The organism is Streptomyces meridianus (assembly GCF_023703325.1).
GTDB classification, from domain to species: Bacteria; Actinomycetota; Actinomycetes; order Streptomycetales; family Streptomycetaceae; genus Streptomyces; species Streptomyces meridianus.
Genome location: NZ_JAMQGM010000030.1, coordinates 26,813 through 50,237 on the forward strand (window position 1 = coordinate 26,813; position 23,425 = coordinate 50,237).

Sequence of the window (23,425 nt, forward strand, 5' to 3'; positions counted from 1 at the left end):
CACTCACTGGTCGTTGGCCTTCACGGGTCGTTCCTCCCTGCGCACACCGCGCACTCGGGCGGATGCGGTACGTTGGGGGAACCACAAAGGGTCGTAGCTCAATTGGTAGAGCACTGGTCTCCAAAACCAGCGGTTGGGGGTTCAAGTCCCTCCGGCCCTGCTACACGCATTCTTCGCCAGGATGTGTGCGCATGTACGTACTGCAATGCACCGCCGTGCGGCTCAACCGGGCGCGGCACGGCCACGACCCGGATTCAGGTGAGGACGAGTGACGGACGCCCTGGGCTCCATCGACACGCCTGAGAGCGGTCGTTCCGATGAGGAGCCCAAGAAGGCTCGCCGCGGCGGAAAGCGCGGGAAGAAGGGCCCTCTGGCCCGCCTTGCTCTCTTCTACCGGCAGATCATCGCGGAACTGCGCAAGGTCGTCTGGCCTACGCGCAGCCAGCTCTCGACGTACACCACAGTGGTGATTGCTTTCGTAGTCATCATGATCGGTCTCGTGACCGTGATTGACTGGGGATTCTCCGAGGCCGTCAAGTACGTCTTCGGCTGATCCAGCGCGCAGGGGCGCCATGACCGGTGTTCCTCCGCATGTTCGACCACTTGAAGCCAGGAAGAAGCAGCCACGTGTCTGACCCGAACCCGAACGACGCCATCGAGCCCGGAGAGGGCGAAGAGGCTGCGGCAACGGCCGAGACGGCCGAGGCCCAGGGCGACGACACCGCTGACAACATCGTCGGCGACGCCGAGGGCGACCAGGCAGCAGCCGCGGACGCCGCCGCCGGCGAGCCCGCCGAGGAAGCCGCGATGCACGTCGAGGACGAGGCGGAGGCCACCGACGAGGTGGCCGAGGACGCAGAGGCATCGTCCGAGGGCGAAGCCGCCGTCGACCCGATCGAGGCACTGCGCCAGGAGCTCCGCACGCTCCCCGGCGAGTGGTACGTCATCCACACCTACGCGGGCTATGAGAACCGTGTGAAGACCAACCTCGAGCAGCGCGCCGTGTCGCTGAACGTCGAGGACTACATCTTCCAGGCCGAGGTGCCGCAGGAAGAGGTCGTCCAGATCAAGAACGGCGACCGCCGCACCGTCCGCCAGAACAAGCTCCCCGGCTACGTGCTGGTGCGCATGGACCTGACGAACGAGTCGTGGGGTGTCGTCCGAAACACCCCGGGTGTCACCGGATTCGTGGGCAACGCCTACGACCCGTACCCGCTGACCCTGGACGAGATCGTCAAGATGCTCGCCCCGGAGGCGGAGGAGAAGGCCGCCCGGGCAGCCGCCGAGGAGGCGGGTGCTCCCGCTCCCAGCCGCAAGGTCGAGGTCCAGGTGCTGGACTTCGAGGTCGGCGACTCGGTCACCGTCACCGACGGTCCGTTCGCGACGCTGCAGGCGACGATCAACGAGATCAACGCCGACTCGAAGAAGGTCAAGGGCCTCGTCGAGATCTTCGGCCGCGAGACCCCGGTCGAGCTGAGCTTCGACCAGATCCAGAAGAACTAGGCGTCCGACGCCTCGAAAGAGCCCCCGGTCGGCGGTTTCCGCCGGCCGGGTGCTCTCCCGTTCCCGGGGGACGGGGACGGGCCGGCCCAACGGGTGTCCCGGCCCCGTGTCGGTCCCGCCCGCCGGCGGGCGCACGGACTCGCCGGCCGCGCTTCAGCAAGATGTCATCCCGGGGGCTACCCGCTGTAGGGCGGGCGCTCTACCGTCCGCGCCATGAGCGCACACACCCGCCGGCTTCGGGCCGGCAGCACGACGATCGCCGCCTTGGTGACAGCGGTACTGGCCTCGGGCCTGGTCACCGCGTCGGCGTCGGGCTCCGCCCCGTCGGCCGCACAACAGGCCGGTGCCGCGGGCGGTCGGCTCGATCTCGGGCCCACCGGCCTCCCCGAGACCCGCAGGACCACTGAGCTCCAGCCCGGAGTGACGTTGACGCGCATCACGCGCGGCAAGTCCGACACCTCGCTGACCTGGACGGTCGAGGCGCTGATCCCCTCGGGGTCCACTTCGCCCGACCCCGATGCACCGCCCCGGGCGATCTCGGATGAGGAGGCTGCCCGGGAGTTGGCCGGCCGGCTCCGGGCCAAGGGCTTCGATCCCCGCGTCGAGGAGGTGGCCCGTCCGTGCCGCCGACGTCCCCGCGGGCACGCTCGGGTACCGCGTCCGGATCGGTTCCTTCCGCACCAAGGCCGCGGCGGACGAGGAGAAGGCACGTCTGACGGCCGCGGGGAAAGCCGGCAACAGTGTCTACACCGGCTGGGACGGCGATCGCCGGGCCCGTGGGCCCTGGCACGTCGACGTCGTCACCGTCGACCCGAAGCGGTTCGACGGCCGGCTCGGCGCTTCCTACGGCGCCGACCTGCACGACCGGGACACCACGTCCGCCCTGGCGCAGGCCGCAGGCGCCAAGGTCGCCGTCAACGCGGGCTTCTTCGTGCTGGACCCGGCTGCCGGCGCTCCGGGTGACCCCGCCGGCGTCGGCGTCTACCGGGGCAGGGTGCTGTCCGAACCCACCAACGGGCGCCCGTCGCTCGTCCTGCACGACGATGGACGCAGCGGAGTCGAACGGCTGACCTGGCGGGGGAGGGCCGAGGTCGGCGGCCGGCAGGTACGGCTGGACGGCATCAACCGGGTGCCCGGCCTGATCCGCAACTGCGGCGGTGACGCGAGCGACCGGCCCACGGCGCAGCCGCTGCACGACGTCACCTGCACCGACGACAGCGAACTCGTTGCCTTCACCCGCGACTACGGCCGCGAGACCCCCTCCGGGCCCGGCCGTGAGGTCGTCGTCGACGCGCACCACGTGGTGCGTTCCGTGGCGGGCGCCCGCGGCGCCGCGCTTCCGGCCGGTTCGACGTCGTTGCAGGCCACGGGCGCCTCGACCGCCGAGCTTGCCGACGTCCGCGTGGGCGACCGGCTGCCGGTCCGCTCCGGACTCGCCGGTGCCTCGGGCGCGCCGCGGCCGGTCGCCGGGGACACCACGATCGTCAACGGAGGGCCCCAGCTCGTCCGCGACGGCAAGGACGAGATCACCCAGCAGCGTGACGGCATGGTGCACGCCGATGACCCGAGCTTCTCGTACGGCTGGGCCGCCCAGCGCAATCCGCGGACGTTCGCCGGAACCGACCGCCGGGGACGCACCGTGCTCGTGACGGTCGACGGCCGCAGCACGGACGACCTGGGACTGAGCATCCCCGAAGCTGCGGACGTCGCCCGCTCGCTCGGACTGGTCGACGCCGTCAACCTCGACGGCGGCGGTTCCACGACCATGGCGGTCGACGGACGGGTCGTCGGCCGTCCGTCCGACCCCGCGGGGGAGCGACCCGTCGGGGACGGCGTCATGGTGCTGCCGCCGGCCCCCGGGGACTGAGGGCCCGGGGCCGGTGAGGGCCCGCAAGCGGCGTCGTTCCGGGTGGGAAGACGGCGGACGCCGCGGGACGAGGTGCCCGATTTTTGGCCCCGGGACGCCAACCGCTATCGTGGTGCGGTATGCCTCCGTCCGGATGACCGGAGCCGGAGGCGAAACACCTCTCACTAAGACCCGGAGAGAGCATGCCTCCCAAGAAGAAGAAGGTCACGGGGCTGATCAAGCTCCAGATCCAGGCCGGTGCGGCCAACCCGGCGCCGCCGGTCGGTCCCGCGCTGGGCCAGCACGGCGTCAACATCATGGAGTTCTGCAAGGCCTACAACGCCGCGACCGAGTCGCAGCGTGGCATGGTCGTGCCGGTGGAGATCACGGTCTACGAGGACCGTTCCTTCACCTTCGTGACCAAGACTCCGCCGGCCGCGAAGCTGATCCTCAAGGCCGCTGGTGTGGACAAGGGATCCGGCGAGCCCCACAAGACCAAGGTCGCCAAGATCACCCGCGACCAGGTCCGTGACATCGCCACGACCAAGATGCCCGACCTGAACGCCAACGACATGGACGCCGCCGAGAAGATCATCGCCGGCACCGCGCGTTCCATGGGCATCACCGTCGAGGGCTGATTTCCGCACCCGAACAGGTGGGAGGGCCGGCGCGGCCCGTACCACCACTCCCACCGCGGCCCTCGCCGCAGTGAACACCACTGAGGAGTAGCAGTGAAGCGCAGCAAGACCCTCCGCGCTGCGGACGCCAAGGTCGAGTCGGGACGTCTGTACGCCCCGCTCGAGGCCGTCCGGCTCGCGAAGGACACCTCCGCCACGAAGTTCGACGCGACCGTCGAGGTCGCCCTGCGTCTGGGCGTCGACCCGCGCAAGGCCGACCAGATGGTCCGCGGCACCGTGAACCTTCCGCACGGCACCGGTAAGACCGCCCGGGTCCTGGTCTTCGCGACCGGTGACCGTGCCGAGGCCGCGCGTGCCGCGGGTGCCGACATCGTCGGCGCCGACGAGCTCATCGACGAGGTGTCGAAGGGCCGCCTGGACTTCGACGCCGTCGTCGCCACCCCGGACCTCATGGGCAAGGTCGGCCGCCTGGGCCGCGTGCTCGGTCCGCGTGGTCTGATGCCGAACCCGAAGACCGGCACGGTGACCCCGGACGTGGCCAAGGCCGTGACGGACATCAAGGGCGGCAAGATCGAGTTCCGTGTCGACAAGCACGCGAACCTCCACTTCATCATCGGCAAGGTCTCGTTCGACGAGCGCCAGCTGGTGGAGAACTACGGCGCGGCCCTGGACGAGATTCTCCGTCTCAAGCCGTCCGCCGCGAAGGGCCGCTACGTCAAGAAGGCGAGCCTGACCACCACGATGGGCCCCGGCATCCCGCTGGACCCGAACCGCAGCCGCAACCTCCTCGTCGAGGAGGACCCGGCCGCCGTCTGATCCCCCCGGGATCGCAGCAGCCGAGCGACGAGCCGGGCCCGCCCTCTTTCCGGAGAGGGCGGGCCCGGCTCGCTGTGTGACGGGCCGAACCGCCATCACCGGGCTCGGGGGACGGCGCCCGGGTGGGAGGCCGGCCGTGGCCCGCATCGATGCGGCGTGTGCGTCCGTGATCCCGTCGGGGTGGGATCGAAGCTCTTCCACGGGTCCCTGTGCGTCCTCCCGTGCACTACCGTTCGCCCCCGGACCGAAACACATGAGGGGTGGGGACATGGGGACCATGACCATACGACGTACCGGTGTCACGCTGGCGGCGGTTGCGCTGTTCGCCGGTACCGTCGGATGCCAGAACGACGACAAGTCCGCGAAGGACTCCGCGAGCAGCCCCGAGGCGACGCAGCGGACGCCGGCCCAGGCCCTCGACGCGGCGTTCGAGAAGACCTCCGACGCCAAGTCGGCCAAGGTCGACATGACCGTGTCGGCGCCCTCCGGTTCCGCAGAGGGCGGGGACATGGAGATGTCCGGCGTGATGGGCTGGAACCCCACCATCATGGACATGACCGTGTCGGGATCCATGTTCGGCGGTATGGGCGCCGACGCGCCGGAGAAGCTCCGGATGGTCTGGGTCGACAACGTCATGTACATGGACATGGGCACCGAGGCGGCGGCCCAGGCCGGCGGGAAGCGCTGGATGAAACTGGACGTCGCCGCCGCGGCCGAGGCCTCCGGCGACGAGAAGGCGGTCAAGGCCATGACCGCAGGGCTCGAGGAGATGAACCAGGACCCCTCGCAGCAGCTGGCGATGCTGCTGGACTCGCCCAACCTCAAGCACATCGGCCCCGACAAGGTCGACGGCGAGGCCGCGGAGCACTACAAGGGCCGGCTCACCCTCGACGAGATGACCGAGAAGAACGCGGCCATGCTCGAGGCGCTCAGCGAGAAGGAGCGCAAGCAGCTCGTCGAGAACATGAAGAAGGCCGGCATCAAGGGCTACGACACCGAGGTCTGGGTCAACGAGGACGACTACCCGGTCAAGATGGTCGTCGGGATCGACTCCCGTGAGGGCCTGACGAAGGTGACCTCCCGGTACTCCGACTACGGAGCCGCCGCGAAGGTCGAGGCCCCGCCGGCCGGCGAGACCATCGACCTGATGGAGATGCTGAAGGAGCTCGGCGGATCGGGGGCCGGCAGCGGCCTCTGACGGCGATTTGCCCGAGGCGCAGGCGTTCGCGTACCCTTCCGGGGAAGCCAAAGACCGCCGGTCGTTGCTGCGCCCGAATGGGTGCGGTGGCCGAAGGATCCGCTGACTGCGGACGACCCGCGCAGGTGAATGAGGATTGTGTTCCCGGAAGCTCGCTTCCGGTGGAACTCTGCCCCGTGCGCCTGCGCCCGGGGCGTTTTCGTCGTTCGAGCCCCTTCCGAGCGGTCCGATCACCCGGAAGGAGGCCGAGGCTCATGGCGAGGCCCGACAAGGCTGCCGCGGTTACCGAGCTGACGGACAAGTTCCGCAGCTCCAACGCCGCTGTGCTGACCGAGTACCGCGGTCTCACCGTGGCACAGCTCAAGCAGCTGCGCCGTTCGCTCGGTGAGAACGCCCAGTACGCCGTGGTGAAGAACACGCTGACCAAGATCGCGGCCAACGAGGCCGGGATCAACACGCTGGACGACCTCTTCGAGGGTCCGACGGCGGTTGCCTTCGTCACCGGTGACCCGGTGGAGTCGGCGAAGGGTCTCCGTGACTTCTCCAAGGAGAACCCCAATCTCGTCATCAAGGGCGGTGTCCTTGACGGCAAGGCGCTGTCCGCCGACGAGATCAAGAAGCTCGCGGACCTCGAGTCCCGTGAGGTGCTGCTCGCCAAGCTTGCCGGTGGCATGAAGGCGTCCATGGCCAAGGCCGCGGCGACCTTCCAGGCCCCGCTCTCGAAGTTCGTCCGCACCGCGGACGCACTTCGCAGCAAGGTCGAGCAGGGCGGTGCCGGCACGCCGGCTCCCGCCGAGGCCGAGGCCGGCGAGTAATCACACGCTCCGCGTGTGATCTCGCCACCGTCACGGTCGCAGCGGGCCCGTATACGAAGTACTGCCGCAAGGCAGACGCCCGCCACAGAAGAGCTGTACATCCGGCACCTGCCGAATAGTGGAAGGACGCCATCATGGCGAAGCTGTCCCAGGACGACCTGCTCGAGCAGTTCAGCGAGATGACCCTCATCGAGCTCTCCGAGTTCGTGAAGGCCTTCGAGGAGAAGTTCGACGTCGAGGCTGCCGCTCCGGTCGCCGTCGCCGCCGCCGGCGCCCCGGGCGCCCCGGCCGCCGAGGCTGCTGAGGAGCAGGACGAGTTCGACGTCATCCTCACCGGCGCCGGCGACAAGAAGATCCAGGTCATCAAGGTCGTGCGTGAGCTGACCTCGCTGGGTCTGAAGGAAGCCAAGGACCTCGTCGACGGCACCCCGAAGCCGGTCCTCGAGAAGGTCAGCAAGGAAGCTGCCGAGAAGGCCGCCGAGTCCCTCAAGGGCGCCGGCGCGGCTGTCGAGGTCAAGTGACCCGCTGAGTCCGCCCCCACCGCGCCTCGGCGCGGGGTCGGACTCGCTCCGGAGGGCGATCACCCGTCAGGGTGGTCGCCCTTCGGCGTTGCAGCCTCGGTTGCGTCGCCCTGCTGCGACCTGCGGGTAGGGTGATCATCGTTGCTCCGGCGGCTCGACCGGCAACCCGGTCCCCGCAGTGGGGGGCCTTGACGAACGGCAGCAGGCGCGCGATTCTCAGGTCGCGTCTCATATCGATCCACGTTCGAGGCATGGATCGGTGAAGCAATGGGAATGCCTGATCCGAGCGCCGAACGGGAACCGAGGCCCGTCCGGCGTCACAACAGATGGGGGAGACCCCGCGGGAGGAGAGATTGGCCCTGCCGGTCTCCGGGAAACCGCTCTGGACATCAGTGAGCCGAGTGGCTACACTGACCCTTTGCGCTGCCTGTTAGCTGCCCTCTGCCCGTCGCCAAGGGTAAGCCCTCACTCGAGCATTACGGTTGAAGCCTCCATGACCTGGAGTTTTCCTCTCTGTGCCCGTCTGGGACCGGTACGCGCGTAGTGAGTCCGAGCCCTCGGAAGGACCCCCTCTTGGCCGCCTCGCGCAACGCCTCGACTGCCAATACGAACAACGGCGCCAGCACCGCACCGCTGCGCATCTCCTTTGCGAAGATCAAGGAGCCCCTCGAGGTTCCGAACCTCCTTGCGCTGCAGACCGAGAGCTTCGACTGGCTGCTCGGCAACGCCGCATGGAAGACTCGTGTCGAGTCGGCCCTGGAAAGTGGACAGGACGTCCCCACCAAGTCCGGTCTGGAGGAGATCTTCGAAGAGATCTCCCCGATCGAGGACTTCTCCGGGTCGATGTCGCTGACCTTCCGTGACCACCGCTTCGAGCCGCCGAAGAACTCGATCGACGAGTGCAAGGACCGCGACTTCACGTACGCGGCGCCGCTGTTCGTCACCGCCGAATTCACCAACAACGAGACCGGCGAGATCAAGTCCCAGACGGTCTTCATGGGCGACTTCCCGCTCATGACCAACAAGGGCACCTTCTGCATCAACGGCACCGAGCGTGTCGTCGTCTCGCAGCTGGTCCGCTCGCCGGGTGTCTACTTCGACAGTTCCATCGACAAGACCTCCGACAAGGACATCTTCTCCGCCAAGGTCATCCCGTCCCGGGGCGCCTGGCTGGAGCTCGAGATCGACAAGCGCGACATGGTCGGCGTCCGCATCGACCGCAAGCGCAAGCAGTCCGTCACCGTTCTCCTGAAGGCCCTCGGCTGGACCACCGAGCAGATCCTCGAGGAGTTCGGCGAGTACGAGTCGATGCGCGCCACCCTGGAGAAGGACCACACCCAGGGCCAGGACGACGCGCTGCTCGACATCTACCGCAAGCTGCGTCCGGGCGAGCCCCCGACGCGCGAGGCCGCGCAGACCCTCCTCGAGAACCTCTACTTCAACCCCAAGCGCTACGACCTGGCGAAGGTCGGCCGCTACAAGGTGAACAAGAAGCTCGGCGGGGACCAGCCGCTCGACGCCGGTGTGCTCACCACCGAGGACGTCATTGCGACGATCAAGTACCTGGTCAAGCTGCACGCCGGCGAGACCGAGACGACCACCGCCGAAGGCGTGACGATCGTCGTCGAGACCGACGACATCGACCACTTCGGCAACCGCCGTCTGCGCAACGTCGGCGAACTCATCCAGAACCAGGTGCGCACCGGCCTGGCCCGTATGGAGCGCGTCGTCCGTGAGCGGATGACCACCCAGGACGTCGAGGCGATCACGCCGCAGACCCTGATCAACATCCGGCCTGTCGTCGCCTCCATCAAGGAGTTCTTCGGCACCAGCCAGCTGTCCCAGTTCATGGACCAGACCAACCCGCTGTCGGGTCTGACCCACAAGCGTCGCCTGTCGGCGCTGGGTCCGGGCGGTCTGTCCCGTGAGCGGGCCGGCTTCGAGGTCCGTGACGTTCACCCGTCGCACTACGGCCGCATGTGCCCGATCGAGACGCCGGAAGGGCCGAACATCGGTCTGATCGGCTCGCTCGCGTCGTACGGCCGGGTCAACGCGTTCGGCTTCGTCGAGACCCCGTACCGCAAGGTGCGTGACGGTGTCGTCACCGACGACGTCGACTACCTGACCGCCGACGAGGAGGACCGCTTCGTCATCGCGCAGGCCAACGCCCCGCTGACGGACGACCTGCACTTCGCCGAGAACCGGGTCCTGGTCCGCCGCCGTGGCGGTGAGGTCGACTACATTCCCGGCGACGAGGTCGACTACATGGACGTCTCGCCGCGCCAGATGGTGTCGGTCGCGACCGCCATGATCCCCTTCCTCGAGCACGACGACGCCAACCGCGCCCTCATGGGCTCGAACATGATGCGCCAGGCCGTGCCGCTCATCCGGGCCGAGGCGCCGCTGGTCGGTACCGGCATGGAGTACCGCTGCGCGGTCGACGCCGGTGACGTCATCAAGGCCGAGAAGCCGGGTGTGGTCCAGGAGATCTCCGCGGACTACGTCACCGTCACCAACGACGACGGCACGTACACCACGTACCGGGTCGCGAAGTTCTCCCGCTCCAACCAGGGCACCTCCTTCAACCAGAAGGTCGTCGTGGACGAGGGTGCGCGGGTCGTCGAGGGCCAGGTGCTCGCCGACGGTCCGTCCACCGACGAGGGCGAGATGGCACTCGGCAAGAACCTCCTCGTGGCGTTCATGCCATGGGAGGGCCACAACTACGAGGACGCCATCATCCTCAGCCAGCGTCTGGTGCAGGACGACGTCCTCTCCTCGATCCACATCGAGGAGCACGAGGTCGACGCCCGGGACACCAAGCTCGGCCCCGAGGAGATCACCCGGGACATCCCGAACGTCTCGGAGGAGGTCCTCGCCGACCTCGACGAGCGCGGCATCATCCGCATCGGTGCCGAGGTCGTCGCCGGCGACATCCTGGTCGGCAAGGTCACGCCCAAGGGCGAGACCGAGCTGACCCCGGAGGAGCGCCTGCTCCGCGCGATCTTCGGCGAGAAGGCGCGCGAGGTCCGCGACACCTCGCTCAAGGTGCCGCACGGCGAGATCGGCAAGGTCATCGGTGTCCGCGTCTTCGACCGTGAGGAGGGCGACGAGCTTCCTCCGGGCGTGAACCAGCTGGTCCGCGTCTACGTCGCCCAGAAGCGCAAGATCACCGACGGTGACAAGCTCGCCGGCCGTCACGGCAACAAGGGCGTCATCTCGAAGATCCTGCCGGTCGAGGACATGCCGTTCCTCGAGGACGGCACGCCCGTCGACATCATCCTCAACCCGCTCGGCGTCCCGTCCCGGATGAACCCGGGACAGGTCCTCGAGATCCACCTGGGCTGGCTGGCCTCCCAGGGTTGGAAGGTCGACGGCGACTCCGACTGGATGAAGCGCCTCAAGGCCATCGGCGCGGACGAGGTCGCGCCCGGCACCAACGTCGCCACCCCGGTGTTCGACGGCGCCCGCGAGGACGAGATCGCCGGTCTCTTCGAGGCCACGGTCCCGAACCGCGACGGTGACCGCATGGTCCTCCCGTCCGGCAAGGCGCGACTGTTCGACGGCCGCTCCGGTGAGCCGTTCCCGGACCCGATCTCGGTCGGGTACATGTACATCCTCAAGCTGCACCACCTGGTCGACGACAAGCTTCACGCCCGGTCGACCGGTCCGTACTCGATGATCACCCAGCAGCCGCTGGGCGGTAAGGCCCAGTTCGGTGGCCAGCGCTTCGGCGAGATGGAGGTGTGGGCGCTCGAGGCGTACGGCGCCGCGTACGCCCTCCAGGAGCTGCTGACCATCAAGTCCGACGACGTCACCGGCCGCGTGAAGGTCTACGAGGCGATCGTCAAGGGCGAGAACATCCCCGAGCCGGGCATCCCCGAGTCGTTCAAGGTGCTGATCAAGGAGATGCAGTCGCTCTGCCTCAACGTGGAGGTGCTGTCCTCGGACGGCATGTCCATCGAGATGCGCGACACGGACGAGGACGTCTTCCGCGCTGCGGAAGAGCTCGGTATCGACCTGTCCCGGCGAGAGCCGAGCAGCGTCGAAGAGGTCTGACGGTTCGGCCGGGGCTCGCCCCGTGTGAGTCCCGGCCAACCCGGACCGTACAGACCACGATGAAGACACAGCCGCTGCCGAGCGGTCCCTCCGCCCCCTCGGGGGAGGCGGGAACCCCCGGAAGCGGCGACAAACCCCGAAAGAGGGATTGACGACAAGTGCTCGACGTCAACTTCTTCGACGAGCTGCGGATCGGCCTGGCGACTGCTGACGACATCCGTCAGTGGTCCCACGGCGAGGTCAAGAAGCCGGAGACCATCAACTACCGCACCCTCAAGCCCGAAAAGGACGGACTCTTCTGCGAGAAGATCTTCGGTCCGACCCGGGACTGGGAGTGCTACTGCGGCAAGTACAAGCGCGTCCGCTTCAAGGGCATCATCTGCGAGCGCTGTGGCGTCGAGGTCACGCGCGCCAAGGTGCGCCGTGAGCGGATGGGCCACATCGAGCTGGCCGCTCCCGTCACCCACATCTGGTACTTCAAGGGCGTTCCGTCGCGGCTGGGCTACCTGCTCGACCTCGCCCCGAAGGACCTCGAGAAGGTCATCTACTTCGCTGCGTACATGATCACGTACGTGGACGAGGAGCGCCGCACCAACGACCTGCCGTCGCTGGAGGCCCACGTCTCCGTCGAGCGCCAGCAGATCGAGCAGCGTCGCGACGCCGACCTCGAGGCCCGCGCCAAGAAGCTCGAGACCGACCTGGCCGAGCTCGAGGCCGAGGGTGCCAAGGCCGACGTCCGCCGCAAGGTGCGCGAGGGCGCCGAGCGCGAGATGAAGCAGCTGCGCGACCGTGCCCAGCGTGAGATCGACCGCCTGGACGAGGTCTGGAACCGCTTCAAGAACCTCAAGGTCCAGGACCTCGAGGGCGACGAGCTGCTCTACCGCGAGCTGCGCGACCGTTTCGGCACTTACTTCGACGGCTCGATGGGCGCCGCCGCGCTGCAGAAGCGCCTGGAGACCTTCGACCTCGACGAGGAGGCCGAGCGCCTCCGCGAGATCATCCGGACCGGCAAGGGCCAGAAGAAGACTCGTGCGCTCAAGCGCCTCAAGGTCGTCTCCGCGTTCCTGCAGACCAGCAACAGCCCCAAGGGCATGGTGCTCGACTGCGTGCCCGTGATCCCGCCGGACCTGCGTCCGATGGTGCAGCTGGACGGTGGCCGCTTCGCGACCTCCGACCTGAACGACCTGTACCGCCGTGTGATCAACCGCAACAACCGCCTCAAGCGGCTTCTCGACCTCGGTGCCCCCGAGATCATCGTGAACAACGAGAAGCGGATGCTGCAGGAGGCTGTCGACGCGCTGTTCGACAACGGCCGCCGTGGCCGGCCGGTGACGGGTCCGGGCAACCGCCCGCTCAAGTCGCTGTCCGACATGCTCAAGGGCAAGCAGGGCCGCTTCCGTCAGAACCTGCTCGGCAAGCGTGTCGACTACTCGGCCCGTTCCGTCATCGTCGTCGGTCCGCAGCTCAAGCTGCACCAGTGCGGTCTGCCGAAGGCCATGGCGCTGGAGCTCTTCAAGCCGTTCGTGATGAAGCGCCTGGTGGACCTCAACCACGCGCAGAACATCAAGTCGGCGAAGCGCATGGTCGAGCGCGGCCGCACCGTGGTGTACGACGTCCTCGAAGAGGTCATCGCCGAGCACCCGGTGCTGCTGAACCGTGCACCGACGCTGCACCGCCTCGGCATCCAGGCCTTCGAGCCGCAGCTGGTCGAGGGCAAGGCCATCCAGATCCACCCGCTCGTCTGCACCGCGTTCAACGCGGACTTCGACGGTGACCAGATGGCCGTCCACCTGCCGCTGTCGGCCGAGGCCCAGGCCGAGGCCCGCATCCTGATGCTGTCCTCGAACAACATCCTCAAGCCGGCCGACGGCCGTCCGGTCACCATGCCGACCCAGGACATGGTCCTCGGTCTGTTCTTCCTCACCACCGACGAGGCGGAGCGGAAGGTCATCGGTGAGGGCCGTTCGTTCGGTTCCACCGCTGAGGCGATCATGGCGTTCGACGCGCGGGAGCTGTCGCTCCAGGCGAAGGTCGACATCCGCTTCCCGATCGGCACCGTCCCGCCCCGCGGCTGGACCCCGCCGGCTCCGGAGGCAGGGGACGACGGCGTCGGAGCGGGTGAGTGGCAGCCCGGTGACAGCTTCCGGCTGCGCACCACGCTGGGCCGCGCGCTGTTCAACGAACTGCTGCCCGAGGACTACCCGTTCGTCGACTACTCGGTGGGCAAGAAGCAGCTCTCCGAGATCGTCAACGACCTCGCCGAGCGCTACCCCAAGGTCATCGTGGCGGCGACGCTCGACAACCTGAAGGCGGCCGGCTTCCACTGGGCGACCCGTTCCGGCGTCACCGTGGCCATCTCGGACATCGTCGTGCCCGAGGCGAAGAAGGCGCTCGTCGAGGGCTACGAGGCGCAGGACGAGAAGGTCCAGAAGCAGTACGAGCGCGGTTTGATCACCAAGGACGAGCGCACGCAGGAACTCATCGCGATCTGGACCAAGGCGACCAACGAGGTCGCCGAGGCGATGAACGCGAACTTCCCGAAGACGAACCCGATCTTCATGATGGTCGACTCGGGTGCGCGCGGAAACATGATGCAGATGCGTCAGATCGCCGGTATGCGTGGTCTGGTGTCCAACGCGAAGAACGAGACCATCCCGCGGCCCATCAAGGCGTCGTTCCGTGAGGGTCTCTCCGTGCTGGAGTACTTCATCTCCACGCACGGTGCCCGTAAGGGTCTCGCGGACACCGCTCTGCGTACCGCCGACTCGGGTTACCTGACGCGTCGTCTGGTCGACGTCTCGCAGGACGTCATCATCCGCGAGGAGGACTGCGGCACCGAGCGCGGTCTGAAGCTGCAGATCGCGTCCAAGGGTCCCGACGGCGTGCTCCGCAAGGCGGAAGACGTCGAGACCAGCGTGTACGCGCGGATGCTCGCCGAGGATGTCGTCGTGGACGGCAAGGTCATCGCGCCGGCCAACGTCGACCTGGGCGATGTCCTGATCGACCAGCTCGTCGCGCACGGTGTGGAGTCGGTCAAGACCCGCTCCATCCTGACCTGCGAGTCCACGGTGGGCACCTGTGCCTACTGCTACGGCCGCTCGCTGGCCACCGGCAAGCTGGTGGACATCGGTGAGGCCGTCGGCATCATCGCCGCGCAGTCCATCGGTGAGCCCGGCACCCAGCTGACGATGCGTACCTTCCACACCGGTGGTGTGGCCGGTGACGACATCACGCAGGGTCTGCCCCGTGTCGTCGAGCTCTTCGAGGCCCGTACCCCGAAGGGTGTGGCCCCGATCAGCGAGGCGGCCGGCCGGGTCCGCATCGAGGAGACCGAGAAGACGAAGAAGATCATCGTCACGCCGGACGACGGCTCCGAGGAGACCGCGTACGCGATCTCCAAGCGTGCCCGTCTGGAGGTCGCCGAGGGCGACCACGTCGATGTGGGCCAGAAGCTCACCGTGGGTGCCATCAACCCGCACGACGTGCTGCGGATCCTCGGTCAGCGTGCGGTCCAGGTCCACCTGGTCGGCGAGGTCCAGAAGGTCTACAACTCGCAGGGCGTGTCGATCCACGACAAGCACATCGAGATCATCATCCGGCAGATGCTGCGCCGTGTGACGATCATCGAGTCCGGCGACGCGGAGCTGCTGCCGGGTGAGCTCGTGGAGCGCACCAAGTTCGAGGGCGAGAACCGTCGTGTGGTCACGGAAGGCGGCCACCCGGCCTCCGGCCGTCCGCAGCTGATGGGTATCACCAAGGCGTCGCTGGCCACGGAGTCGTGGCTGTCGGCGGCGTCCTTCCAGGAGACGACCAGGGTCCTGACCGACGCGGCGATCAACGCCAAGTCGGACTCCCTGATCGGCCTCAAGGAGAACGTGATCATCGGTAAGCTCATCCCGGCCGGTACGGGCCTGTCCCGCTACCGCAACATCCGGGTGGAGCCGACCGAGGAGGCGAAGGCCGCGATGTACTCGGCCGTCGGTTACGACGACATCGACTACTCGCCCTTCGGCACCGGATCCGGCCAGGCGGTCCCGCTCGAGGACTACGACTACGGCCCGTACAACCAGTGAATCGACGCCTGTTCCCCGCCGGCCTCCCGAGCCGGTGAGGAACGGCAGCGGTTCCTGAGCGCACGCGCACAGGGCGGCCCCCCGACGTGGGGGCCGCCCTGTGGCGTTCCCGGAGGAACCGGGTGGCCCCGTCCGGCGTCCCCGCTCCTGACGAGGGCGAAATGCCGGACGGGGGAGACATGATGTGGCCGCAGCCATGGCAGGGTGACGGCCCCGGGATGCGGGCGGGGCATGCGGACCGGGAGCGCACGATGGACGTGCTGAAGGCGGCCTACGCCGAGGGGCGGTTGTCCCACGGGGAATACGTGCAGCGGATCGACTGCGCTCATCGTGCCGTCACTCTGGGGGAGTTGTCGGGGCTCGTCCGTGATCTGCCGCAAGGTCCTGTGCCGGTGATGATGCCGCAGCAGCAGCCGTTTCCGGCTCAGCTGCCGGCCACGTTCCTGCCGAGACCGCCGCTGCCGCCTCCCAACGGGATGGCGGTGGGCTCATTGATCTGCGGCATGCTGACGGTCGTGACCTGGGGAGTGGCCGGGGTGCCGGCCGTCGTTCTCGGGCATGTGGCCAAGTCCCGGATCCGGCGCACCGGGGAGCGGGGCGAGGGCATGGCCACTGCGGGCCTGGTGCTCGGTTATGTGTCCGTGGCCTTCTGGGCGGTGGTCCTGTGCATGGCCATGGTCATGATGATCACGCAGTAGGGTCCGTCTCGGGCCGGATGTCCTGCGCGTGACAGTTGTTTTGACCGCAGAGGATGCGGTAGGTACGCTCTGACCTTGTGCCTGGGGTGTCCCTGGGCTCCCATGCGCTCTTGCAGGTGCGGGGAGTCCGAGGTCGAGACACCGAAATCTGCACCTTTCCGCTCCTGCGGCGGTCTGCAGCCTTCGACACACCCGACCGCGTGGGTCGGGGAAACCGTCGAGATCCACGGGAAAACCCCAGGTTAGCTTCAACGAGATCGGCACACAGAAACCGGAGAAACGGTGCCTACGATCCAGCAGCTGGTCCGCAAGGGCCGGCAGGACAAGGTCGAAAAGAACAAGACGCCCGCCCTCGAGGGTTCCCCTCAGCGCCGCGGCGTCTGCACGCGTGTGTTCACGACCACCCCGAAGAAGCCGAACTCGGCCCTGCGTAAGGTCGCGCGTGTGCGTCTGACCAGCGGGATCGAGGTCACGGCTTACATTCCGGGTGAGGGACACAACCTGCAGGAGCACTCCATCGTGCTCGTGCGTGGTGGCCGTGTGAAGGACCTGCCGGGTGTTCGCTACAAGATCATTCGCGGCTCCCTCGACACCCAGGGTGTCAAGAACCGCAAGCAGGCCCGCAGCCGCTACGGCGCCAAGAAGGAGAAGTAAGCATGCCTCGTAAGGGCCCCGCCCCGAAGCGCCCGGTCATCATCGACCCGGTCTACGGTTCTCCTCTTGTCACCTCGCTGATCAACAAGGTTCTGCTGAACGGCAAGCGCTCCACCGCTGAGCGCATTGTCTACGGTGCCATGGAGGGCCTCCGCGAGAAGACCGGCAACGACCCGGTCATCACGCTGAAGCGCGCGCTGGAGAACATCAAGCCGACCCTCGAGGTCAAGTCCCGTCGTGTCGGTGGCGCCACCTACCAGGTGCCGGTCGAGGTCAAGCCCGGCCGCGCCTCCACCCTCGCGCTGCGCTGGCTCGTCGGGTACTCCCGTGCTCGTCGCGAGAAGACCATGACCGAGCGCCTCATGAACGAACTCATGGACGCCAGCAACGGTCTCGGTGCTTCGGTCAAGCGTCGCGAGGACACCCACAAGATGGCCGAGTCCAACAAGGCCTTCGCGCACTACCGCTGGTAGTCGCTACCCCATCGAAACCGAGAGAAGACTGAAGCCTTATGGCTACCACTTCACTTGACCTGGCCAAGGTCCGCAACATCGGGATCATGGCCCACATCGACGCGGGCAAGACGACGACCACCGAGCGGATCCTGTTCTACACCGGTGTCTCGTACAAGATCGGTGAGGTCCACGACGGCGCTGCCACCATGGACTGGATGGAGCAGGAGCAGGAGCGTGGCATCACGATCACGTCTGCTGCGACCACGTGTCACTGGCCGATGGACGACGTCGACCACACCATCAACATCATCGACACGCCGGGCCACGTCGACTTCACCGTCGAGGTGGAGCGTTCGCTGCGCGTGCTCGACGGTGCCGTGACGGTGTTCGACGGCGTTGCCGGTGTCGAGCCGCAGTCCGAGACGGTGTGGCGTCAGGCGGACCGCTACGGTGTGCCGCGTATCTGCTTCGTGAACAAGCTCGACCGCACCGGCGCCGAGTTCCACCGCTGCGTCGACATGATCACGGACCGCCTCGGCGCGACTCCGATCGTCATGCAGCTGCCGATCGGTGCCGAGGCCGACTTCAAGGGCGTCGTGGACCTGGTCCGCATGAAGGCGCTCGTGTGGTCCGCCGAAGCGAGCAAGGGCGAGATGTACGACACCGTCGACATCCCGGCCACGCACACCGAGGCGGCCGAGGAGTGGCGCGGCAAGCTGCTCGAGACCGTTGCCGAGAACGACGAGCAGATGATGGAGCTGTACCTCGAGGGCGAGGAGCCCACCGAGGACCAGCTGTACGAGGCCATCCGCCGCATCACCATCGGCTCGGGCAAGGGCGGCGGCGCGACCGTCACCCCGGTCTTCTGCGGCACCGCGTTCAAGAACAAGGGCGTGCAGCCCCTGCTCGACGCCGTTGTGCGCTACCTGCCGTCCCCGATCGACGTCGAGGGCATCGACGGCCACGCGGTGAACGACGCGGAAGAGGTCATCACCCGCAAGCCGTCCGAGAGCGAGCCGCTGGCCGCCCTCGCCTTCAAGATCGCGAGCGACCCGCACCTCGGCAAGCTCACCTTCATCCGCGTCTACTCGGGTCGCCTGCATGCGGGTTCCCAGGTCCAGAACTCGGTGAAGGGCAAGAAGGAGCGCATCGGCAAGATCTACCGGATGCACGCGAACAAGCGTGAGGAGATCGACTCGGTGGGTGCCGGCGACATCGTCGCCGTCATGGGTCTCAAGCAGACCACCACCGGTGAGACCCTCTGCGACGCGAGCAACCCGGTGATCCTGGAGTCGATGGACTTCCCCGCGCCGGTCATCCAGGTCGCCATCGAGCCCAAGTCGAAGGGCGACCAGGAGAAGCTGGGTGTCGCCATCCAGCGTCTGGCCGAGGAGGACCCGTCCTTCCAGGTCCACACCGACGAGGAGACCGGTCAGACCATCATCGCCGGTATGGGTGAGCTGCACCTCGACGTGCTGGTCGACCGCATGAAGCGCGAGTTCAAGGTCGAGGCCAACGTCGGCAAGCCGCAGGTCGCGTACCGCGAGACGCTGCGCAAGCCGGTCGAGAAGCTGGACTTCACGCACAAGAAGCAGACCGGTGGTTCCGGTCAGTTCGCGAAGGTCCAGATCGCGCTGGAGCCGCTCGAGGGCGACGGCTACGAGTTCGTCAACAAGGTCACCGGTGGCCGCATCCCCAAGGAGTACATCCCCTCGGTGGACGCCGGCTGCCAGGAGGCCATGGAGTTCGGCGTGCTCGCCGGCTACCCGCTCACGGGTGTCCGGGTCGTCCTGCTCGACGGCGCCTACCACGAGGTCGACTCCTCCGAGATGGCCTTCAAGATCGCCGGTTCGATGGCCTTCAAGGAGGCCGCCCGCAAGGCCGGCCCGGCCCTGCTCGAGCCGATGATGAAGGTCGAGGTCACAACGCCCGAGGACTACATGGGCGACGTGATCGGCGACATCAACTCCCGCCGCGGTCAGATCCAGTCCATGGAGGACCGCTCCGGGGCCAAGCTCGTCACGGGCCTGGTGCCGCTGTCGGAGATGTTCGGTTACGTCGGAGACCTCCGCAGCAAGACGTCGGGTCGCGCGAGCTACTCGATGCAGTTCGACTCCTACGCCGAGGTTCCCCGGAACGTGGCAGAGGAGATCATCGCGAAGGCCAAGGGCGAGTAGCACAGAGCTGCTCAGCGATTAGGCTGGAGCAATAAGGCATCCGGGTTCATCCCGTCGCGGGACGTGCACGTGTTCCGCGACGGGCCCCGGGGCCCGCCCCCAAGCGAATACGGCCAAGGGCATCCCCTCGGGGTCCTGGTCGGTTCGGAAAGACCACCTGAACCCATCCGCAAAGTGTGGGTGGAGTACAGCACCAGTCCACAGGAGGACCCCAGTGGCGAAGGCGAAGTTCGAGCGGACTAAGCCGCACGTCAACATCGGCACCATCGGTCACATCGACCACGGTAAGACCACTCTTACCGCGGCGATCACCAAGGTGCTGCACGACGCGTACCCGGAGCTGAACGAGGCCTCGGCCTTTGACCAGATCGACAAGGCTCCTGAGGAGCGCCAGCGCGGTATCACCATCTCCATCGCGCACGTCGAGTACCAGACCGAGTCGCGTCACTACGCCCACGTTGACTGCCCGGGTCACGCGGACTACATCAAGAACATGATCACCGGTGCGGCGCAGATGGATGGCGCCATCCTCGTGGTCGCCGCCACCGACGGCCCGATGCCGCAGACCAAGGAGCACGTGCTCCTGGCCCGCCAGGTCGGCGTTCCGTACATCGTTGTCGCCCTGAACAAGGCCGACATGGTGGACGACGAGGAGATCCTGGAGCTCGTCGAGCTCGAGGTCCGTGAGCTGCTCTCCGAGTACGAGTTCCCGGGCGACGACGTTCCGGTCGTCAAGGTCTCGGCGCTCAAGGCGCTCGAGGGCGACAAGGAGTGGGGCGAGTCCGTCCTCAAGCTCATGCACGCCGTCGACGAGGCCATCCCGCAGCCGGAGCGCGACGTCGACAAGCCGTTCCTCATGCCGATCGAGGACGTCTTCACGATCACCGGTCGCGGTACGGTCGTCACCGGCCGTATTGAGCGCGGTGTCCTGAAGGTCAACGAGACCGTCGACATCGTGGGCATCAAGCCGGAGAAGACCACCACCACGGTCACCGGCATCGAGATGTTCCGCAAGCTGCTCGACGAGGGCCAGGCCGGTGAGAACGTCGGTCTGCTCCTCCGTGGCATCAAGCGTGAGGACGTCGAGCGCGGCCAGGTCATCATCAAGCCCGGTTCGGTCACGCCGCACACCGAGTTCGAGGCCCAGGCCTACATCCTGTCGAAGGACGAGGGTGGTCGCCACACCCCGTTCTTCAACAACTACCGCCCGCAGTTCTACTTCCGTACCACGGACGTGACCGGCGTCGTGACCCTCCCCGAGGGCACCGAGATGGTCATGCCGGGCGACAACACCACCATGTCCGTCCAGCTGATCCAGCCGGTCGCCATGGAGGAGGGCCTCAAGTTCGCCATCCGTGAGGGTGGCCGGACCGTCGGCGCCGGCCAGGTCACCAAGATCAACAAGTGACCTGGTCGCCTCTCGCCCCCTGCGGGTGAGCGGCAGCTCTCCGGAGCGTTTTGTTCAAGGGCTCTGCCCGTCCTCGTGACGGGCAGAGCCCTTGGCGTGTTGCTGCACCGACTGGCCGGTGCCGGGCGCCGGTTGGCGGGTGGAGTCTGCGGTCGCCGTGACGCCGGCTCCGGACACCCTGGTGGGGGCGGGTACTTGATTGGCGTCGTGCATGCCCTGTATGGCACACTAGCCAGGTTGCTCGGTTGAGTGCCGATGCTGCGCGTCTCCCGCCGGGAGAACTGGAAGCGAGTCCCGCGGTACTCGTCGCTCCTTCTCAGGAGCGGAAGTACGGGAATCTTCCGGGAAGCGTCAGCGGGGTCTCGGCCAGGCATCCGGTGGGTGTTCTCCCCCGCGTGAGCAATCACGGCAGCGGCCTCGGGCCGCACCCCCTCGGCAGGGAAATCTCTCAGGAGATGTCTTTGGAGGGAGTGCGACACGCCCGACCGCGTGGGTCGGAGATCGGCGGTGTTCCTTCGGATGGGGACGCAGTCGCACCGGGTTCCAGAGCGTTACGAGAGACAGGACTACGAAGTAGCCATGGCGGGACAGAAGATCCGCATCCGGCTCAAGGCCTACGACCACGAGGTCATCGACTCCTCGGCGAAGAAGATCGTCGAGACGGTGACCCGCACTGGTGCGTCGGTCGCGGGCCCGGTGCCGCTGCCCACAGAGAAGAACGTGTACTGCGTCATCAAGTCGCCGCACAAGTACAAGGACTCGCGCGAGCACTTCGAGATGCGCACGCACAAGCGCCTCATCGACATCCTCGACCCCACGCCGAAGACGGTGGACTCGCTCATGCGACTCGACCTGCCGGCGGGCGTCGACATCGAGATCAAGCTCTGAGGTGACGCGCGAGATGGCTAAGCAGATCAAGGGCGTCCTGGGCGAGAAGCTCGGCATGACGCAGGTGTGGGACGCGAACAACCGCGTCGTCCCGGTCACCGTCGTCAAGGCCGGTCCCTGCGTCGTGACCCAGGTCCGCACCAACGACGCCGACGGCTACGACGCCGTCCAGATCGCCTTCGGCGAGATCGACCCCCGCAAGGTGAACAAGCCCCTCAAGGGCCACTTCGCCAAGGCGGACGTCACCCCGCGCCGCCACCTGGTGGAGCTGCGTACCGCCGACGCCGGCGAGTACACGCTCGGCCAGGAGGTCACCGCCGAGGTGTTCGAGTCCGGTGTCAAGGTCGACGTGACCGGCACCAGCAAGGGCAAGGGCACCGCCGGTGTCATGAAGCGCCACGGCTTTGCAGGCCTCGGCGCCGGACACGGCACCCAGCGCAAGCACCGCTCGCCGGGCTCCATCGGTGGCTGTGCCACTCCGGGCCGCGTGTTCAAGGGCCTGCGCATGGCCGGCCGCATGGGCAACGAGCGGGTCACCACCCAGAACCTGACCGTTCATGCCGTTGACGCGGAGAAGGGCCTGCTGCTCATCAAGGGCGCAGTTCCTGGTCCGAACGGCGGCCTCGTCCTGGTCCGTACCGCGGCCAAGGGGGCCTGAGGTAACCGATGAGCACCATTGACATCCTTTCGCCGGCAGGCGACAAGGCCGGGACCGTCGAACTCCCTGCGGAGATCTTCGACGTGCAGGTCAGCGTTCCGCTGATCCACCAGGTCGTCGTCGCCCAGCTGGCTGCTGCCCGCCAGGGCACGCACAAGACGAAGACTCGCGGCGAGGTCCGCGGCGGTGGCAAGAAGCCGTACCGCCAGAAGGGCACCGGCCGAGCCCGTCAGGGTTCGACCCGCGCCCCGCAGTTCGCCGGCGGTGGCACCGTCCACGGCCCCGTGCCGCGTGACTACTCGCAGCGGACCCCGAAGAAGATGAAGGCCGCCGCCCTGCGCGGTGCCCTCTCCGACCGGGCACGCCACAGCCGCATCCACGTCGTCTCCGGCGTGATCGACGGCGACATCTCCACCAAGGCCGCGAAGAGCCTGTTCGGCAAGATCAGCGGGCGGAAGAACCTGCTCCTGGTCGCCGAGCGCTCGGACGAGGCCGCGTGGCTGTCCGCCCGCAACCTGCCCCAGATCCACATCCTGGAGCCGGGTCAGCTGAACACGTACGACGTGCTCGTCTCCGACGACGTGGTCTTCACGCAGGCTGCCTTCGAGCGCTTCGTGGCGGGTCCCGCCGCGGCCGGCAAGGCCACCGCCTCCGAGGTTGAGCTCGAAGGGAGCGACGCCTGATGAGCGAGGCGACTGCAGCGGCCGTCACCAGCCGGACCTTCACGGACCCCCGTGACGTCCTGGTCAAGCCGGTGGTGTCCGAGAAGAGCTACGCGCTGCTGGACGAGAACAAGTACACGTTCATCGTCGACCCGCGCGCGAACAAGACCCAGATCAAGCAGGCCGTCGAGACGGTCTTCTCGGTCAAGGTCACCGGGGTCAACACGATCAACCGGCAGGGCAAGCGCAAGCGCACCCGCACCGGTTTCGGCAAGCGCAAGGACACCAAGCGCGCCATCGTGACCCTTGCCGAGGGCGACCGCATCGACATCTTCGGCGGCCCGGTCTCCTAACGGGGA

18 protein-coding genes, 1 tRNA gene and 1 pseudogene are annotated in these 23,425 nt (G+C 67.4%); all 20 read left to right on the forward strand.

What is annotated here, in order from left to right; all coding sequences use genetic code 11:
* Positions 1 to 87: 87 nt before the first annotated feature.
* The 20 genes and pseudogenes from M1E25_RS14845 (at position 88) to rplW (ending at position 23,419) form a co-directional block, all read left to right on the forward strand.
* Positions 88 to 160: transfer RNA gene (locus tag M1E25_RS14845), tRNA-Trp, on the forward strand.
* A gap of 108 nt (positions 161 to 268) precedes the next feature.
* Positions 269 to 553 (forward strand): preprotein translocase subunit SecE, encoded by a 285-nt coding sequence (gene secE, locus M1E25_RS14850; RefSeq protein WP_251415439.1) that lies wholly within the window; start codon positions 269 to 271, stop codon positions 551 to 553.
* A 74-nt stretch (positions 554 to 627) separates the two neighbouring features.
* A complete protein-coding gene (gene nusG / locus M1E25_RS14855; RefSeq protein ID WP_251415441.1) occupies positions 628 to 1,503 on the forward strand; it encodes a transcription termination/antitermination protein NusG in 876 nt (291 codons plus the stop codon).
* Positions 1,504 to 1,716: 213 nt separating this feature from the next.
* Positions 1,717 to 3,370: pseudogene (locus M1E25_RS14860) on the forward strand (phosphodiester glycosidase family protein).
* Between the two features lie 182 nt (positions 3,371 to 3,552).
* The gene (gene rplK, locus M1E25_RS14865; RefSeq protein ID WP_251415443.1) at positions 3,553 to 3,987 is read left to right on the forward strand and encodes a 50S ribosomal protein L11; all 435 of its coding nucleotides are present in this window, start codon (positions 3,553 to 3,555) and stop codon (positions 3,985 to 3,987) included.
* A 93-nt stretch (positions 3,988 to 4,080) separates the two neighbouring features.
* A complete protein-coding gene (gene rplA / locus M1E25_RS14870) occupies positions 4,081 to 4,803 on the forward strand; it encodes a 50S ribosomal protein L1 (RefSeq protein ID WP_251415445.1) in 723 nt (240 codons plus the stop codon).
* A gap of 268 nt (positions 4,804 to 5,071) precedes the next feature.
* The gene (locus M1E25_RS14875; protein ID WP_251415447.1) at positions 5,072 to 6,001 is read left to right on the forward strand and encodes an SCO4651 family lipoprotein; all 930 of its coding nucleotides are present in this window, start codon (positions 5,072 to 5,074) and stop codon (positions 5,999 to 6,001) included.
* 254 nt (positions 6,002 to 6,255) lie between these two features.
* Positions 6,256 to 6,816, forward strand: coding sequence for a 50S ribosomal protein L10 (gene rplJ, locus M1E25_RS14880; protein WP_251415450.1), 561 nt, complete (start codon positions 6,256 to 6,258; stop codon positions 6,814 to 6,816).
* A gap of 134 nt (positions 6,817 to 6,950) precedes the next feature.
* Entirely contained in the window at positions 6,951 to 7,337 is a 387-nt protein-coding gene (rplL, locus tag M1E25_RS14885; RefSeq protein ID WP_251415452.1) for a 50S ribosomal protein L7/L12, read from the forward strand.
* 573 nt (positions 7,338 to 7,910) lie between these two features.
* Positions 7,911 to 11,393, forward strand: a complete 3,483-nt coding sequence (rpoB, locus tag M1E25_RS14890; protein WP_251415455.1) for a DNA-directed RNA polymerase subunit beta — start codon at positions 7,911 to 7,913, stop codon at positions 11,391 to 11,393.
* A 158-nt stretch (positions 11,394 to 11,551) separates the two neighbouring features.
* Positions 11,552 to 15,466 (forward strand): DNA-directed RNA polymerase subunit beta', encoded by a 3,915-nt coding sequence (locus M1E25_RS14895; RefSeq protein WP_251415458.1) that lies wholly within the window; start codon positions 11,552 to 11,554, stop codon positions 15,464 to 15,466.
* Between the two features lie 218 nt (positions 15,467 to 15,684).
* Positions 15,685 to 16,164 carry a DUF1707 and DUF4190 domain-containing protein gene (locus tag M1E25_RS14900; protein WP_285830791.1) on the forward strand — a complete coding sequence of 160 codons (480 nt, stop codon included), beginning with the start codon at positions 15,685 to 15,687 and terminating at the stop codon, positions 16,162 to 16,164.
* A 282-nt stretch (positions 16,165 to 16,446) separates the two neighbouring features.
* On the forward strand, positions 16,447 to 16,818 hold the full coding sequence (gene rpsL, locus M1E25_RS14905; protein WP_003948652.1) for a 30S ribosomal protein S12: 372 nt from the start codon (positions 16,447 to 16,449) through the stop codon (positions 16,816 to 16,818).
* 2 nt (positions 16,819 to 16,820) lie between these two features.
* Positions 16,821 to 17,291: a 30S ribosomal protein S7 gene (gene rpsG, locus M1E25_RS14910; RefSeq protein ID WP_251415463.1), complete on the forward strand. Its 471-nt coding sequence runs from the start codon at positions 16,821 to 16,823 to the stop codon at positions 17,289 to 17,291.
* 38 nt (positions 17,292 to 17,329) lie between these two features.
* Positions 17,330 to 19,450 (forward strand): elongation factor G, encoded by a 2,121-nt coding sequence (fusA, locus tag M1E25_RS14915; protein WP_251415465.1) that lies wholly within the window; start codon positions 17,330 to 17,332, stop codon positions 19,448 to 19,450.
* 214 nt (positions 19,451 to 19,664) lie between these two features.
* Positions 19,665 to 20,858: an elongation factor Tu gene (gene tuf, locus M1E25_RS14920; protein WP_251415467.1), complete on the forward strand. Its 1,194-nt coding sequence runs from the start codon at positions 19,665 to 19,667 to the stop codon at positions 20,856 to 20,858.
* A gap of 579 nt (positions 20,859 to 21,437) precedes the next feature.
* Positions 21,438 to 21,746, forward strand: a complete 309-nt coding sequence (rpsJ, locus tag M1E25_RS14925; protein WP_003948644.1) for a 30S ribosomal protein S10 — start codon at positions 21,438 to 21,440, stop codon at positions 21,744 to 21,746.
* A 13-nt stretch (positions 21,747 to 21,759) separates the two neighbouring features.
* Entirely contained in the window at positions 21,760 to 22,404 is a 645-nt protein-coding gene (gene rplC, locus M1E25_RS14930) for a 50S ribosomal protein L3 (RefSeq protein WP_251415469.1), read from the forward strand.
* A gap of 8 nt (positions 22,405 to 22,412) precedes the next feature.
* The gene (gene rplD / locus M1E25_RS14935; protein ID WP_251415471.1) at positions 22,413 to 23,087 is read left to right on the forward strand and encodes a 50S ribosomal protein L4; all 675 of its coding nucleotides are present in this window, start codon (positions 22,413 to 22,415) and stop codon (positions 23,085 to 23,087) included.
* Positions 23,087 to 23,419, forward strand: coding sequence for a 50S ribosomal protein L23 (gene rplW, locus M1E25_RS14940; protein ID WP_251415473.1), 333 nt, complete (start codon positions 23,087 to 23,089; stop codon positions 23,417 to 23,419). The genes rplD and rplW overlap by 1 nt, the downstream gene beginning before the upstream one ends.
* The last annotated feature ends 6 nt before the right edge of the window (positions 23,420 to 23,425 follow it).

Coding starts and splice junctions, on each gene's coding strand:
- rplC (WP_251415469.1), top strand. CDS start 21,760: ATGGCTAAGCAGATCAAGGGCGTCCTGGGCGAGAAGCTCGGCATGACG.
- rpsG (WP_251415463.1), top strand. CDS start 16,821: ATGCCTCGTAAGGGCCCCGCCCCGAAGCGCCCGGTCATCATCGACCCG.
- M1E25_RS14900 (WP_285830791.1), top strand. CDS start 15,685: ATGCGGGCGGGGCATGCGGACCGGGAGCGCACGATGGACGTGCTGAAG.
- rpsJ (WP_003948644.1), top strand. CDS start 21,438: ATGGCGGGACAGAAGATCCGCATCCGGCTCAAGGCCTACGACCACGAG.
- rplW (WP_251415473.1), top strand. CDS start 23,087: ATGAGCGAGGCGACTGCAGCGGCCGTCACCAGCCGGACCTTCACGGAC.
- rplJ (WP_251415450.1), top strand. CDS start 6,256: ATGGCGAGGCCCGACAAGGCTGCCGCGGTTACCGAGCTGACGGACAAG.
- M1E25_RS14875 (WP_251415447.1), top strand. CDS start 5,072: ATGGGGACCATGACCATACGACGTACCGGTGTCACGCTGGCGGCGGTT.
- rplK (WP_251415443.1), top strand. CDS start 3,553: ATGCCTCCCAAGAAGAAGAAGGTCACGGGGCTGATCAAGCTCCAGATC.
- rplD (WP_251415471.1), top strand. CDS start 22,413: ATGAGCACCATTGACATCCTTTCGCCGGCAGGCGACAAGGCCGGGACC.
- fusA (WP_251415465.1), top strand. CDS start 17,330: ATGGCTACCACTTCACTTGACCTGGCCAAGGTCCGCAACATCGGGATC.
- rplL (WP_251415452.1), top strand. CDS start 6,951: ATGGCGAAGCTGTCCCAGGACGACCTGCTCGAGCAGTTCAGCGAGATG.